This is a genomic window from Lactobacillus huangpiensis, assembly GCF_019972815.1.
GTDB classification, from domain to species: Bacteria; Bacillota; Bacilli; order Lactobacillales; family Lactobacillaceae; genus Lactobacillus; species Lactobacillus huangpiensis.
In genome coordinates this window covers 91,199-106,170 of record NZ_BPPA01000003.1, presented here as the reverse complement: position 1 = coordinate 106,170, position 14,972 = coordinate 91,199, and the positions used below count along the sequence as shown (strand labels likewise).

15 protein-coding genes are annotated in these 14,972 nt (G+C 36.5%); 2 read left to right on the top strand and 13 right to left on the bottom strand.

All coding sequences use genetic code 11. The annotated features are described in order from the left end of the window. Window positions 1-10 precede the first annotated feature (10 nt). The 9 genes from hslV to fakB all read right to left on the bottom strand — a co-directional run bounded on the left by hslV (window position 11) and on the right by fakB (window position 8,679). Entirely contained in the window at window positions 11-535 is a 525-nt protein-coding gene (hslV, locus tag LDM90_RS03740; RefSeq protein ID WP_045928061.1) for an HslVU peptidase proteolytic subunit, read from the bottom strand. Next, entirely contained in the window at window positions 532-1,461 is a 930-nt protein-coding gene (gene xerC, locus LDM90_RS03735; protein ID WP_223896592.1) for a tyrosine recombinase XerC, read from the bottom strand. Before xerC ends, hslV begins: the two co-directional genes overlap by 4 nt. 1 nt (window position 1,462) lies before the next feature. Continuing rightward, window positions 1,463-2,779, bottom strand: coding sequence for a methylenetetrahydrofolate--tRNA-(uracil(54)-C(5))-methyltransferase (FADH(2)-oxidizing) TrmFO (trmFO, locus tag LDM90_RS03730; protein WP_223896593.1), 1,317 nt, complete (start codon window positions 2,777-2,779; stop codon window positions 1,463-1,465). A gap of 95 nt (window positions 2,780-2,874) precedes the next feature. Continuing rightward, a complete protein-coding gene (topA, locus tag LDM90_RS03725; protein WP_223896594.1) occupies window positions 2,875-4,986 on the bottom strand; it encodes a type I DNA topoisomerase in 2,112 nt (703 codons plus the stop codon). Between the two features lie 59 nt (window positions 4,987-5,045). Further along, on the bottom strand, window positions 5,046-5,897 hold the full coding sequence (gene dprA / locus LDM90_RS03720) for a DNA-processing protein DprA (RefSeq protein WP_223896595.1): 852 nt from the start codon (window positions 5,895-5,897) through the stop codon (window positions 5,046-5,048). A 44-nt stretch (window positions 5,898-5,941) separates the two neighbouring features. Then, window positions 5,942-6,697, bottom strand: a complete 756-nt coding sequence (gene rnhB, locus LDM90_RS03715) for a ribonuclease HII (RefSeq protein ID WP_223896596.1) — start codon at window positions 6,695-6,697, stop codon at window positions 5,942-5,944. Beyond that, complete coding sequence (ylqF, locus tag LDM90_RS03710; protein ID WP_198211786.1) at window positions 6,694-7,533, bottom strand: ribosome biogenesis GTPase YlqF; 840 nt, start codon at window positions 7,531-7,533, stop codon at window positions 6,694-6,696. Before ylqF ends, rnhB begins: the two co-directional genes overlap by 4 nt. Window positions 7,534-7,584: 51 nt before the next feature. Continuing rightward, window positions 7,585-7,815 carry a YozE family protein gene (locus LDM90_RS03705; RefSeq protein ID WP_034979215.1) on the bottom strand — a complete coding sequence of 77 codons (231 nt, stop codon included), beginning with the start codon at window positions 7,813-7,815 and terminating at the stop codon, window positions 7,585-7,587. A 3-nt stretch (window positions 7,816-7,818) separates the two neighbouring features. Further along, window positions 7,819-8,679: a DegV family protein gene (gene fakB, locus LDM90_RS03700; protein WP_034979218.1), complete on the bottom strand. Its 861-nt coding sequence runs from the start codon at window positions 8,677-8,679 to the stop codon at window positions 7,819-7,821. A 121-nt stretch (window positions 8,680-8,800) separates the two neighbouring features. Here fakB and trhA point away from each other — a divergent pair, with 121 nt between their 5' ends. Next, entirely contained in the window at window positions 8,801-9,466 is a 666-nt protein-coding gene (gene trhA / locus LDM90_RS03695) for a PAQR family membrane homeostasis protein TrhA (RefSeq protein ID WP_223896638.1), read from the top strand. 1 nt (window position 9,467) lies between these two features. On the opposite strand, the gene LDM90_RS03690 is transcribed toward trhA, so the two are convergent. Continuing rightward, window positions 9,468-10,667 (bottom strand): CCA tRNA nucleotidyltransferase, encoded by a 1,200-nt coding sequence (locus LDM90_RS03690; RefSeq protein ID WP_223896597.1) that lies wholly within the window; start codon window positions 10,665-10,667, stop codon window positions 9,468-9,470. Window positions 10,668-10,754: 87 nt separating this feature from the next. Here LDM90_RS03690 and LDM90_RS03685 point away from each other — a divergent pair, with 87 nt between their 5' ends. After that, the gene (locus tag LDM90_RS03685) at window positions 10,755-11,642 is read left to right on the top strand and encodes a YitT family protein (protein WP_223896598.1); all 888 of its coding nucleotides are present in this window, start codon (window positions 10,755-10,757) and stop codon (window positions 11,640-11,642) included. Between the two features lie 147 nt (window positions 11,643-11,789). Here the strand turns inward: LDM90_RS03685 and LDM90_RS03680 are convergent, their stop codons facing one another. The 3 genes from LDM90_RS03680 to der all read right to left on the bottom strand — a co-directional run bounded on the left by LDM90_RS03680 (window position 11,790) and on the right by der (window position 14,927). Beyond that, the gene (locus tag LDM90_RS03680) at window positions 11,790-13,043 is read right to left on the bottom strand and encodes a tetratricopeptide repeat protein (RefSeq protein ID WP_223896599.1); all 1,254 of its coding nucleotides are present in this window, start codon (window positions 13,041-13,043) and stop codon (window positions 11,790-11,792) included. 113 nt (window positions 13,044-13,156) lie between these two features. Then, a complete protein-coding gene (hbs, locus tag LDM90_RS03675; protein ID WP_034979230.1) occupies window positions 13,157-13,432 on the bottom strand; it encodes a non-specific DNA-binding protein Hbs in 276 nt (91 codons plus the stop codon). Between the two features lie 184 nt (window positions 13,433-13,616). Beyond that, window positions 13,617-14,927 (bottom strand): ribosome biogenesis GTPase Der, encoded by a 1,311-nt coding sequence (gene der, locus LDM90_RS03670; protein ID WP_198211782.1) that lies wholly within the window; start codon window positions 14,925-14,927, stop codon window positions 13,617-13,619. Window positions 14,928-14,972 lie beyond the last annotated feature (45 nt).

Genomic DNA, 14,972 nt, shown 5'->3' with positions numbered 1-14,972 from the left:
GCCTCGTTTTTTACAATTCGTCAGTGATAATCTGATTATCAGTAAAAATATCAATTCCGGAAGCTATTTCAACAGCTTCATGAGCAATTTCGCTGGCACTCATATTGGAGGAATGTCTGGTCATTGCTATTGCTGCAGCCTGCGCAAAGTTCCCACCAGAACCAATTGCAACAACATTTTCATCTGGTTCAAGCACTTCACCATTGCCAGAAATTAATAAAAGATCTTTTTCATTAAAAGCAATAAGCATTGCCTCCAGTTTTTGCAGGGTGGCATCTTTGCGCCAAGCTTGAGCCATTTCCACAGCAGCTCTGCGCAAGTCACCCCCAAAAGCTTCCAGTTTACCTTCAAGCATATCTTGCAAACTGACTGCATCGGCTACGCCTCCCGCAAAACCAATTACTACTTGATCGTGATAAATTCGTCTAATCTTTTTAGCGGTAGATTTTGCAATTACTTTTTCACCCAGAGTTACCTGTCCATCGCCAGCAATTGCGGTTTTACCATTAAATTTTACTGAACATATTGTTGTCATTTTTTTGCCTCATCTTTCTTATCATTGCGAGTGAAGTATTTTTCATAATTTGCCTGTAAGTGGCTCATAGTCACGTGAGTATATATTTGTGTGGTAGATAAATTGTCATGACCCAAAAGTTCTTGTACACTGCGTAAATCTGCTCCATTATTCAACATTGCCGTAGCAAATGAATGTCGCAATTCGTGCGGGTGTACCTTACCATTAATGCCAGCCTTATTAAAAACCCTTTGCATAATATACTCGATGCCACGATCCGTTAATGGTTTGCCTTTATTATTTAAAAAGACATAATCTGAACTGTCATCATCTTTTACAAGTTGATCGCGACTGTTTTCCAAATAATTAATTAACGCGCCTTTAGTTTTATCATCAAACGCAACGTACCTGTCTTTATTACCTTTACCGTGTACCAGAATTATCTTTAAATCTAAATCTACTTGCTTTCTTGTTAAGTTGCTTACTTCGCTAACCCTCATCCCAGTAGTATAAAACAATTCAATTAATGCTAAATTGCGTAAAGTCAAGGGTTCATTTCCACTTAAAGAGTCAAATACCTGTTTCATTTCTGGTGCATAAAAAAACTGGGGTAACTTTCGTTCTTTAGTGCGCAAAACAATTGTTTGCGTTGGATCTATTTTAACAATTTTTCGTCTAGTTAAAAAGTGATAAAACGACCTGAGGCTAGACATTTTACGCGACTGCGTCGAGCGCGCCAATTTGCGTTCTGTTAAGTTTTGTAAAAAAATTTCAACATCACGTCTATTTATTTTTGACCAGCCGGTAAAGCCGCCATTTTTCTGCCAAAATCTCTTAGCCTCAAGCAAATCAGTTTGATACGACAGTATTGTTTTGGGACTATATTGACGTTCAATACGCAAATATGAGGTAAACAGCTTTATCAGTTCGTCTTTTTCAGCATCCATCTTAATTCAGCACTTCTTTTTGAAATTCCTTAAGACATTCTAGACCGCGTTGGCTGATTTTTAAGTGGCGCTCTTTCTTGTTGCGCACTTTAGAACCTTCAAGTCCCGGAATTAATGCAAAACTGGCATTCATAGGTTGAAAATGCTTGATGTCAGCAGTAGTTACGTAATTAGCCATTGATCCTAAAGCTGTTAGTTTAGGAAAAGCAACCGGTTCTTGTCCAATTGCTCTTCTAGCAGCGTTAATCCCTGAAACCAAACCACTGCCAGCACTTTCAACATATCCTTCGACTCCAGTCACTTGTCCTGCAAAGAATAGACCTTGTTGCTTTTTTGCTTCAAATGTGGCAGATAATACAGCTGGAGAAGCCATATACGTGTTGCGGTGCATTTTGCCATATCTGATAAAACGGGCATGAGCCAAGCCAGGAATCATAGAAAAAACACGTTTTTGTTCACCATACTTTAGGTGGGTCTGAAAGCCAACAATGTTATACATTGAAGCTACGGCATTATCTTGTCTAAGCTGAACAACAGCGTAAGGAGTTTTTCCAGTAGCAGGATTTTCCAATCCTACTGGTTTAAGTGGACCAAAAAGCATAGTTTTCATACCTCTTTCAGCCATAACTTCAATCGGCATACAGCCCTCAAAAACATCACTGTTTTCAAAGCTGTGAACTTCTGCAGTCTTCGCACTGACCAATTCCCGAGCAAATCTTTCATATTCTTCCTTTGTCATAGGACAATTTAGATATGCAGCTTCACCTTTATCATAGCGAGATTTTTTATAGACGATATCCATATCAATCGAATCAGCCGCAATTATAGGTGCCGCTGCATCAAAAAAATGCAGGCTTTCATTGCCTGAAAACTTTTGTATCTCTTCAGCCAGTTTGTCACTCGTCAAGGGACCAGTAGCAATAATTGCAATACAATCTTGCGGAATCTGTGTAATCTCTTCATTATGAAAATTAATATTTGACATTGCATGAAGCTTACTGGTCACATAATCACTGAATTGCTCTCTGTCAACAGCTAATGCTCCACCAGCAGGTACCTGGGAATGATCAGCAGCTGCCATAATAAGCGAATCAAGCTGACGCATTTCTTCTTTTAATAAACCTACAGCATTAGATAACTGATTTGAACGCATTGAGTTTGTGCACACCAATTCAGCCAGCTTGTCTGTTTTATGCGCCGGGGTCATTTTTTTAGGTCGCATTTCGTAAAAATCGACAGCGATTCCACGCTTTGCTAGTTGCCAGGCTGCTTCACTTCCGGCCAGGCCGCCACCAATTACAGATACTCTTTCAGGCATATGATCATATTCCTTTACTAAAAATATTTTACTTTTTTACTTTATATACAAGAATATCATCAAATCATGAATGATCTGATGATATTAACATAAATTTAACTTTCTACAGTATCTTTTTCGGCACTTGTTTCTTCTTTATAGTCGCCATTTGGACAAAGAACAACAGGTCCTTTTTTATTTCTTTTTTCAACTAGAAAATGACCACAGTTAGGACAATTTCGGTTAATAGGCTTGTCCCAAGAAACAAAGTCACAATCAGGATAACGTGAACAGCCATAAAACTTGCGGTTACGCTTTGATTTTTTCTCAATCACGTCACCTTTGCCACACTTCGGACAAATAACGCCAACCTTTTTTACAATTGCCTTTGTATTGCGACAATCTGGGAAACGTGAGCAGGCGTAAAATTTACCATAGCGTCCCATTTTAATGACCATGGGTGCACCACAGATATCACAATTGAAACCGGCAGGCTCATCTTTAATTTGCACCTTTTTGATATCAGCATCGGCTTTATCCAATTCTTTTTTAAAGGGATGGTAATAATCATCAATCACTTTGACCCAATTTTTCTTGCCCTCTTCAATTCCGTCAAGATCATTTTCCAGTTGCGCTGTAAAGTCGATGTTGACAATATCAGGGAAAAATTTTTCGATCAAATTATCGACAATTTCGCCTAGCTCTGTGGGTACAATAGATTTACCATCTAATTTAACGTAGTAGCGTCGCTGGATAGTATCAATTGTCGGTGCATAGGTTGAAGGACGACCAACACCATTTTCCTCTAATGAATGAACTAAGCTGGCTTCAGTATATCTTGCAGGTGGCATAGTGAAATGCTGCTTATTATCAGACTTGGCTAATTTAACTTTATCTCCCTCGTTTAATTCAGGTAATTCAACATTTTTTTCCTGTTGATTATCATAAACTTTTGTAAACCCGGCAAATTTCATTTTTGAGCCTGTAGTTCTGAATACTACTCCATTTTGCGTAATGTCTGCTCTTACTGTGTCATAAACAGCCGGAGTCATTTCACTGGCTAAAAATCTGGACCAAATCAATTTATACAAACGATATTGTTCAGTAGTTAAAACAGATTTGAGAGACTCTGGAGTTCGATAAACACTGGTTGGTCTGATAGCTTCATGTGCATCTTGAGCATCCTCTTGGTTTTTGAAATGGCGAGCTCCTTTAGCGGCATATTCTTTGCCATAATTTTCATTTAAAAACTTAGAAGCTTCCGCCTGTGCGATTGGGGATGTCCGTTTAGAATCAGTTCTCATGTAGGTAATCAAACCGACTGTACCCTGTTTACCCAGACTAATACCCTCATAAAGCTGCTGGGCAATGCTCATTGTTCTTCTGGTACGATAATTCAGACGTTTATTTGCTTCCTGTTGCATTGTCGAAGTTGTAAAGGGAGCTGCTGGTTGACGCCTGCGCTCACGTTTAATGACATTTTTAACTGCGAAACTCTTCTTTTTATCAATTTTAGCCAGGATCTTTTGGACAGAATCATTATCAGGCAAATCAGTTTTCTTACCATTAATACCCCAAAACTGACCATTAAAAGTCTTTTTTAGTTTTTTAAATTCCGCGTCAATTGTCCAATATTCCTGTGGCTTAAAGTTCTTAATTTCCTTTTCGCGATCAATTACCAGCTTTAATGCGACTGACTGAACACGTCCAGCACTCAATCCCTTTTTCACTTTTTCCCATAAAATTGGAGATAGTGAATAACCAACAATTCTGTCCAGAATACGGCGAGCTTGTTGAGCATTGACAGTGTCCATATCAATTGTTCTCGGATTTTTAAAGCTATTTTTGACAGCGTCTTTTGTTACCTCATTAAATGTGACCCGATTTTTATCTTTTTGATCCAAATCAAGTACATGAGCAACATGCCAAGCAATTGCTTCACCTTCACGATCCGGGTCAGACGCTAAATATACATCCTTGGCTTTTTTAGCCTCAGACTTTAGTTCCTTAATGGTATCGCCCTTACCCCTGATAGAAATATATTTTGGCTTATAGTTATTGTCAAAATCGATTCCCATTTGTGACTTGGGCAAGTCACGAATATGACCCTTTGAAGCAATTACACGGTAATTACGTCCTAAATATTTTTCAATTGTTTTAGCCTTAGCCGGAGACTCAACTATTACTAATGTCTTCTTACGTTTCTTTGGCTTTGATTTAGTAGGCATCAAAAGCCTCCTCATTAAATTCTTTTTTAAATACTCATTGAGAATAGAATATTTAACTACTAATTGTCAAATCTTTTAAGTCGCAAATCAAAATCAGTGATTGGATAAGCACCTGCTTGAATAAGTTCATTGGGTCCTTGAGACAGCTCACTGGTAATTGGACCAGGTAAAGCATAAATGTCCCGATTCTCTTGTAAAGCTAGGTTTGCTGTAATTAGAGAACCCGATTTTTGTTTAGCTTCAGTAACAATTACACTTTCAGCTATTCCAGCCAAAATTCTGTTTCGTTGGGGAAATCTATAGGGTCTTGGTGGAGTGTCAGGTAGATATTCACTCACTAGTAAGCCTTTTTGAGCAATTTCTTCCTGCACCTGCTGATTTATCGAAGGATAAAAATAATTTAAACCATTACCCACCACTGCAATTGTTTGTCCATCAAATTTCAGTGCTGCCTTATGTGCCATAACATCGACACCTATAGCCAATCCACTGGCAATAATAAAGTCATCTTTTATTAATTTGGGCACAATTTTGTTCAAAACTAAGCCACTGTAACCAGTGGCTTGACGTGAACCTACAATTGTAACAATTCTTCTCTGAAGTAATTTCAGATTTCCTTGTAAAAATAAAATTAAAGGTGGCTGATAAATTTGACGTAGTTTTTCGGGATATTCTGTATCAAAAAAACTGATAACCTGACATTGTTTCTCTATTCTTCTGATCATTTTATCCGCGTAAATATCATTATAAGCATTTAGGCAGACTTTTATCAAATTACTTGTCAAATTTAAGTTTTTAATAGTCTGAATGTCAACATCAGCAACTTTTAACTGACTAGCAACACGTAACATCTTAACATATCCGATGCCTTTTTGTAATTTCAAGCGCAAGAGAAAGCTGGTAGTCTTCATAAAAAACCTCCTAAATACAAATACGTAAAAAGGAGGCATATTTTTTATTTATAAAAAGAATTCACTGGTGCGAAAGTTTTACGATGAATTGGCGTTGGACCAAATTTTTCAAGTGCTTGAAGATGAGCTTGAGTGCCATAGCCAGCATTTTCATCAAAATGATATTCAGGGTAAATTTTGGCGTAGTCCGCCATTAATTTATCCCTGAATACTTTGGCAACAATTGAAGCAGCAGCAATAGAATTGGATTTTGAGTCACCCTTTATTAATCGGACCTGGGGCAATTTAACTGGTACTTGCATAGCATCAACCAGCAAAGCGTCAGGTTTGACGTCTAAATTCTTTACAGCTTCAGCCATTGCTAAACGGTCTGCTTCATAAATATTTATTTTATCAATCACTTGCGGACTTTTTATGCCAATTGCCACACTAACTGCTTCCTTTAAAATTAAAGGATATAAATCCTGACGGCGCTTGACACTTAATTTTTTAGAGTCATTGACATCTGTCAAATCAAAACTGTCATCAATAATTACAGCAGCTGTCACAACAGGACCAGCTAATGGTCCTCTGCCAACTTCATCTACCCCTGCAACGATCTCCTGTTTGGCCCAAAAAGTTTTCTCATAAGCAAACCTTTTTGTAAATGCAGCCTTTTTCTTGGCTAATTTTTGCTGGCGATTATGGTAACTAAGTAAGAGTTTTTGGACACCTACACGAGTATCGTTTTCTAAAATACTCAAATCTTCTGGATTGACCGAGCCTTTTGAAAGAAATTTTTTTATTTCACCAATTGTCATATCCGATCCAAAGTAATCCTTCCTATTTTTCCTTTACGTAAACGTTGCAGTAAGTACATAGAGAAACGATCATAATCGTCACGCATGCCATATTCTTCAGTCAGTGCCAATAACAAATCGGTATCATTAATATGTTCAATTTCATCTTTAGTAGTTCGGGCAAATTTGATTAAATCATTCAAATAGTGCTTGCGTAACTTTGCTAATAAAAATAAGGCAACATCATCAGCGCTAAAAACAGTATCTTTAATTGCCCCAAGCGCAGCAAGCTTTAATCCAACTGTTTGATCCTCAAATTTAGGCCACAAAATGCCAGGTGTATCTAAAATTTGAATATTATCCGCAGTTTTGAGCCAATTTTGCCCCTTGGTTACTCCCGGTTTATTACCAACCTGAGTGACATTGCGACCAACAAGACGATTAATAATTGTGGACTTGCCGCAATTGGGGATACCAGCAATCGCAACTCTGATAACAGGGCTTGATGCACCTTTTTGTTTTAATTTATTTATTTTAGCTTCAGCAGCTTTTTTAATCATCTTCACTAACACTTGCATGTTAGTATTATGAAGAGAATCCATGGCCATAACAAACTTGCCATTAGTCGTATATTTCTTTTGCCACCTTTTAGTCATAACCGGATCAGCCAAATCAGCTTTATTCAGAATAATCAAATGTGGCTTACTGCCTACAAGTTTTTCGATCATTGGGTTACGTGATGATTGAGGAATTCGTGCATCTAAAACTTCTACAATGACATCAATTAAATTCATTTTATCCTCAAGCTGATTCCGAGCCTTATTCATATGCCCGGGATACCACTGAATATTAACCATTTTTTGCCTTTCTTACATCAAAAGGGCTCCATATCACTTGGGAGCCCTAGTTTAATACGTCATCTTTTCACGGTACATTTGATAAGCTTTATCAAAAATACTCATGCTTGGCAGGTAACCACCATTAAGTTCAAGATAATCTGATAGTTTTTCATAATTCTGCTCTTGCTTGGGAAAAGTCTGATCATTTTGTGCATTATTTGCAAACTGCGCAACTTCATCATTTGAATCAGCATTACGCTGTGTCATTAAATAGCGATAAAAGCTTTCTCTATATGCCAATTTTTACTCCGTGTAATACAAAACTGCGTATGCTCCCATCCCTGCATGCGTTGCAATAATAGGACTGGTTTCTCGCACTAAAACATCAATTTTAGAATTAATATCTTTAATTTTTTGGGCAAAATCGAGTAGCTTTTGCGGTGTGCTGCCCGTTGCAACGTATGAGATACCGACTTCCTTGATTTTTTCTTTGTTGGCCTCAATTTCATCTAAAATGCGTTTATCAAAAGCTAAAGAAAACTTTTTGCCTCTGCCTTTTTTTGCAATTTTCAAATGACCATTCGGCATTTGCAATTCAATGTGTATATTAAGCATGTTGACAATTTTACCAGCTAAAGGACCTAGGCGTCCACCTTTAACCACATTTTCTAAATTGACAATAAGTAAATGCAAACGCTGAGTTTTTTTAATTTTTTCAATATGAGCCAAAATTTCAGGAATACTTTTGCCAGCGGCAATATCTCGTGCAGCTGCCAAAACCTGAAATCCTTCAGAACGATCAGTTAATTCTGAGTCAACTATATGCACCAGATCTGATTTACCGGTTAGCTTAACTGCCTGACGTGCTGCATCAATCGTGCCGCTTAATACCTTCGCCAAAAATATGCCAATGACTTCGCTACCATCTTTAGTCAATTCATTAATCGTATCAACCATGGTTCCTATAGGTGGTTGGCTCGTAGTTGGCAACTTTTTAGATTCACTCATTTTTTGGACAAATTGCTGTCTGGTTATTTCCACTCCGTCAAGATAGGTATCACCATCGATTGTGACCGATAAAGGCACAACGGTAATATGATATTTTTTAATTTCTTCCGGCGTTAACTGCGCGGAAGAATCAGTCAAAATTTTTATTTCTGACAACGTACTCGCCCTCAATTCTGATTTGATGTTCTCATTTATGATAGAATGTGAACTGTATTAATTATAAATTATTATAGCAAAAAAACTAGCAAAAAAAAGAAAGCGAACAAACTGTTTCATGATGAAATTGCAAAAAATCTGGCAAGAACCTGAACAAAGATCCAAAACTTATTACATAGTAGATAATATCCTCAGTGCTGTCACGCACGGAATTGGTTTTTGCCTGGCAGTTGCCGGATTAGTACTTTTAATTATCAAAGCTGTTTCAACACATAGTCCATTAAGAATAGTTACTTTCACTATTTACGGCTCTTGTTTGCTTCTGCTTTATCTTTTCTCTACGCTTTTTCATAGTCTCATCTTCACTCAGGCTCGCAATGTTTTTCAAATTTTTGATCATTCATCAATTTTTTTGCTGATTGCAGGATCGTATACTCCCTTTTCCCTTGTAGCAATAGGTGGCAAATGGGGCATAATGCTATTTACTCTGGTCTGGATAATCGCGATATTTGGCATCATCTACTACATTTTTAATCGTGGCAAACACGTTATATTAGACACTATTTTATACGTTGCTATGGGCTGGCTCGTGATTTTAGCCGGTAACTATTTGTATGTGCGACTCAGCCCCGTTGGATTTTGGCTACTAGTTAGCGGAGGTGTAGCTTATACTGTTGGTGCACTTTTGTACACAATGAAAAGGATCCCCTTTATTCATGTGATTTGGCACCTATTTGTTATTTTAGGATCAACTTTAATGTTTTTTTCTGTTCTGCTTTACGTCTAGGTTAATTTATTTGTTGCAAATAATCCTGGATTTCATCCTCAGAATTATCTAACTCTCCTGAAATTACCTTTTGTTTAATTTGATTAAGAATTTGACCCAATTTTGGTCCAGGCTTTATGCCGTTTGCAATCAAGAATTGACCGTCAATAGCCAATTCTGACATTGACTTAATTGGCAAAGCTGTATAGCGATCAACCAATGCTTCGGAATTGACCGGCTGTCCTAAAATATGCGCCACGTCTATTGTGTTAAGCAAAATATCTTTACCGGCATTAAACAGCTCAAGATCAGAAGGCGATTTTTCAGAAATCAAATCAAACAGAGCCACAATTTTTCTAACTTTTTCTGTCATAGCATTTGAATTTTTCCAATCACGCATAAAGCGGGCTATTTGGTTATCTGAAATTTTTAGCAAAATAATAATTATAGACCAAAGACTGGTTTCCAAACTGGGGTTAAATTTTAACTTAGGATAAATTGCCAGTAAATCACTTTTACCAGCAAAATCAGGCACGCTTTCACTTAACTTAGTTTGTAAAAAGATTTTGAAGGCAGCTCGGGAATTTGTTCCAGTGCCCATCTTGACAAATTCATCACGGATTCTTTCGACAGAAATTTTGGATAGTAATTGATGTAAATCACTTACTGCCTCTTTAGTTTTAGATTCAAGGTCAAAATTAAGCTGGCTCATGAAGCGTACCGCTCTCATCATCCGCAAAGCATCTTCATGAAATCTTTTCATGGGATCTCCTACGGCTTTAATAAGATGTTTTTGCAAATCCCCCAAGCCATTGAAAAGATCAATTATTTCCCCCGTTCTGTTCATTGCCAATGCATTGATAGTAAAATCACGTCTTTTTAAATCTTCAGCTAGATTTTGTACAAAAGTGACGTGATCCGGTCGGCGAAAGTCTTGATAACCCGATTCTGTTCTAAATGTGGTAATTTCATAACTAGCGCCATCATTTAAAACAGTAACAGTACCATGTTTAATTCCTGTATCAATAGTTTTTGGAAAAATTCTTTTTACTTCTGCGGGATATGCACTGGTAGCAATATCTATGTCGTGAATCGGTCTTTTTAAAATCAAATCGCGAATCGATCCTCCTACAAAATATGCTTCATAACCAGCTTGCTCTAACTGCTTGAGCACGGGAAAAGCGGCTGTAAAAATTGGTGGTAAATTGTTTATTTTTATCATTATTATCTCAACTCATTTATCTGTGTTTTTATTTTTAATTTATGGTAATTTTAAAGTATCAATTTATATAAAGAAAGTTTTATTATCATGAAAAAGATTAACAAAAGAATTATTTTTGAACTTATAATGATCATGATTGGCTGTGGGATTTATGGCTTCAGCCTTGACGTGATCTCCGCACCAAATAGGCTTACAGATGGTGGTATTAGTGGCATTACTTTGCTTTTGAGACACTTCTGGGGCATTAACATGGGTTTGTCGTCTTTGCTATTAAATATTCCTTTGATAATTCTAGGATATCGTTTTATGGGTAAAAGACTTTTAGCCTATACTATCTGGGGAACTCTTTGGCTGTCATTTTTCTTGTGGTTCTGGCGCTTAACCCCTATTATATATCAATTGAACTTAGAACACGACCTCTTCTTATCTGCCATACTTGCTGGAACCCTTTCTGGTATAGGCTTGGGTTTAGTTTTTCGGTATAATGGCACTTCTGGTGGCACAGATATTATTGCCCGCATTATGCAAATGAAGTATGGCATGTCTTCTGGCAAAGTTTTATTGTTCTGCGACACGATTATTTTATTATCATCCTTATCATATTTAGACCTCAAGCATATTATGTATACCTTAGTAGCTGCATTTATTCTTTCTAAAGTTATGGATGCCGTCCAGCAAGGAGCCTATTCTGCACGTGGTCTGCTTATTATCTCTGATAATTATCAACAAATTGCTAAAATGATAGATTTGAAATTAGATCGTGGTTTTACTTATCTTGAAGCTCGCGGTGGTTATAAACAAACCAAACGACCTGTAATCTATCTTGTTGTTTCACCAAGAGAAATTCCATTAGTAAAAGAACTGATTGCTGCAGAAGATCCTCATGCTTTTGTTAGCGTTATCGAAGTCCATGAAGTCTTAGGAGAGGGTTTTACTTATAAACAAAAAAGCCATCACCTTTTGATTAGAAAATGATTCTTCCCATCAAGCTAATTTGGTGAGAGCTGATAAAAACAACAGGGTAATAAATCTAATTTGATTTATTACCCTGTTAAACTTATAAATAATAAAAATGAAGCGTAAAAACTTTCTTTTTCATCAAAGTATATATTGTTTTAATCATTATAACAATTCATTATTCAACTCCTGCATTTCAGTATCCTCAGGTTCGAGTTTCAAATAAGAGTTTAATAATTCTTTGACAATATCTTTTGAGTTTGGCTCAGTATTGAAGAAACGAATCATTTGTTTTAAAAAAGCACTGTTATTTTTAAATTCAGGATAAGCCAGTAAAAATTCACTTTTGGCTTTTGCGCTCTGATCTAAATTTTGGTAAGAAAGAGCTAAATTCCAGTGAACTTGAGCTTCCAGATCCTCATCGTCAACTTTGGCAAAAAGTGCAATATTTTCATCATTTTTATTTTCTTTAACATAAAGATTAGACAACTGTGTGCGTAAATCTAAACTTTCAGGAATATTTTTAATACCTTTTTTTAGCAAGTTTTCAGCAGTATCCAATTCGTTCAATTTAACTGCTGCCTGCGCACCCTTTTTGTACAAAACAGGATCTAACTCATTGTATGCAATACCTGCCTGAGCAGAACGTAATTCCTGCTCATTATTGTTTTTATGCTCGTAAGCTGTAGTAAGTAAACGGTATGCATTTACATAATCGGGACTCTGATCAATTACTTCATTCAAATATTTAATTGCCTGATCGTCTTTGTTCAATGCTAACATGACTAATGCAGCCTGATATTTACTATCAATGTCAAGAATATCATTGCCATTTTTGGCAATAACTTCACCGGCCTCTTCATACCGTCCTAATTTTGCAAGGGTTTGAAAAAGACGATCGTTTAAATTTACTTCACTAAAAGTTTTATGTCGTTTTATCAAATCTTGATATCTGTTAAGAGCCTGTTCGTAGTTACCACTGAGATAATCGAGTTCAGCCAAACCGAACTTTACAACATCCTCATCTGGGGCAATTTTTTCTGCCTCTAGCAGTTTTTTATAGGCTGTTTCAATCAACCCATTGGTTTGATAATAATCAGCTTGAACTAATAAGCTGTCAAGATAAGAGGAAGAATCAGGAGCAATATTATAAAGCAGAGTAAGACCATCTTCATCTTTACCGTCATTTAATAAAATCTCTGCTAAATATATTTTGAAAATGTCCTCTCGGGGAAAACGAGCAATTAAACTGCGATATATTTCTTTCGCCAGATCTGAAAAACCCAATCCTACTAGATTTTCTGCCAATGAGGCTAATATTTCAGGTTTATCCTTTTCTAAAGCTTTTTCTAATAATATTTTTTCTTGAGAAAAATCCTGCTGCTCAATTGCATCAAGAAGCTTTTCAGAGTAGCTCATTCTTATTCCTCCATTACTAACTATCTATATTACCCAACTTAATCAGTTTAAATGATAACACACAAAAAGATGATGGCGAATTAGCCACCATCTTTTTAGATAAAACTATTAAGCTATTTAACAGCTTCTTTAAGAGCTTTACCGGGTCTAAATGCTGGTACAACACTTGCTGGAATTTGAATTTCTTTGCCAGTTTGTGGATTACGTCCTTTACGGGCTGCACGCTTACGCACTTCAAAAGTTCCAAAACCAATCAATTGTACTTTCTTACCTTTAGAAAGGTCATCTTGGATAGAACTAAAAATTGCATCAACTGCTGCAGCTGCATCCTTTTTAGTTAATTTTGTCTTTGATGCAACTTCAGTGACTAATTCTGCCTTATTTGCCATTGGGAAATCACCTCCTGAAACTTGAATCTTATTTTAAGATTCCTAATTAATTCCTCAATTGAGAAACAAGGAATAAATGATTATTTAAATCACTATTTCCTTGATTTCAAAATAGCACAAAACCCCTGATACAACAAGCAATTTAAACTAAAAATGTGATTTTTATGCATTTGGTAGATACAAACTATTTTCTTTTTCGTGCAATTATCTTAATGGGGGTTCCATCAAAATCAAAATTTTCACGTAGCTGATTGATCAAAAAGCGTTGATAAGAAAAATGCATTAATTCAGGATCATTTACGAAAACTACAAATGTCGGCGGATTAGTAGATACCTGGGTCATATAATAAACTCGTAATCTCTTGCCTTTGATCATTGGTGTTGGAACCAATTTGCTTGCTTCTAATAATAAATCGTTTAATACACTGGACTTAATTCTTTGTTGTTGATTTCGATAAACTTTTTGTACTAGTTTCGGAATCTTTTCTATATTTTGACCAGTTTTAGCAGAAACAAACAAGATTGGAGCATAGTCAAGATACTGAAATTCAGTTCGAATAGTTTGTTCAAAGTCCTTGCCGCTATTACTGGTTTTCTTTGGTAAATCCCATTTATTGGCTAAAATAATGATGCCTCGCCCAGCATCATGAGCATATCCTGCAACATGTTTATCCTGCTCCCTAATGCCTGTACTTGCGTCAAGTACCAAACATACAACATTAGAATGCTCAATGGCACCCATTGCTCTCATTACAGAATATTTTTCAGTTTTTTCGTAAACTTTTCCTCTACGTCTTATGCCAGCAGTATCTACAATTCTGAATTTCGTGCCATCCTGGGTTTTAAATGGAGTATCGACTGCATCTCGGGTAGTTCCTTCTTCGTTATTTACGATCACTCTTTTTTCGCCTACTAGACGATTGACAATTGAGGATTTACCTACATTTGGTCGACCAATAACACTAAATGATATTTGCTCATTATTATTCAAGCTTATGTCTTTGGGCAAGCTGGCCACTATTTGATCCAGCAAATCTCCAATACCTGTACCATGCACACTCGAAATTGGAATCGGATCACCAAAACCTAAACTATAAAAGTCATAAATGTCCATACGCTGTTCAGGATTATCTGCTTTGTTAACCGCTAAAATTACCGGTTTTTTAGTTTGATAAAGCATCTGAGCTATGCGTTCATCGAGGTTAGTAACATGATTTGTAACATTAGTTAAAAATAGGATGACGTCGGCTTCTTCAATTGCTATTTCTGCCTGTGCTCTGATTTCTTCTTCAATATTACTATCTTCCCAGGTAATTCCACCAGTATCTATTAAATCAAATTTATGACCTAACCACTCAGCTGGAGCATAATTACGATCTCTGGTAACCCCAGGTTTATCTTCCACTATTGCTAAACGTTGATTAATAATACGGTTGAAAAGCGTTGATTTACCAACATTAGGCTGTCCTACAATTGCAACTACAGGTAAAACCATTTTTCAGCCTCCTTTTACAAATAAAAAAACCGACTCTAAAGTCGG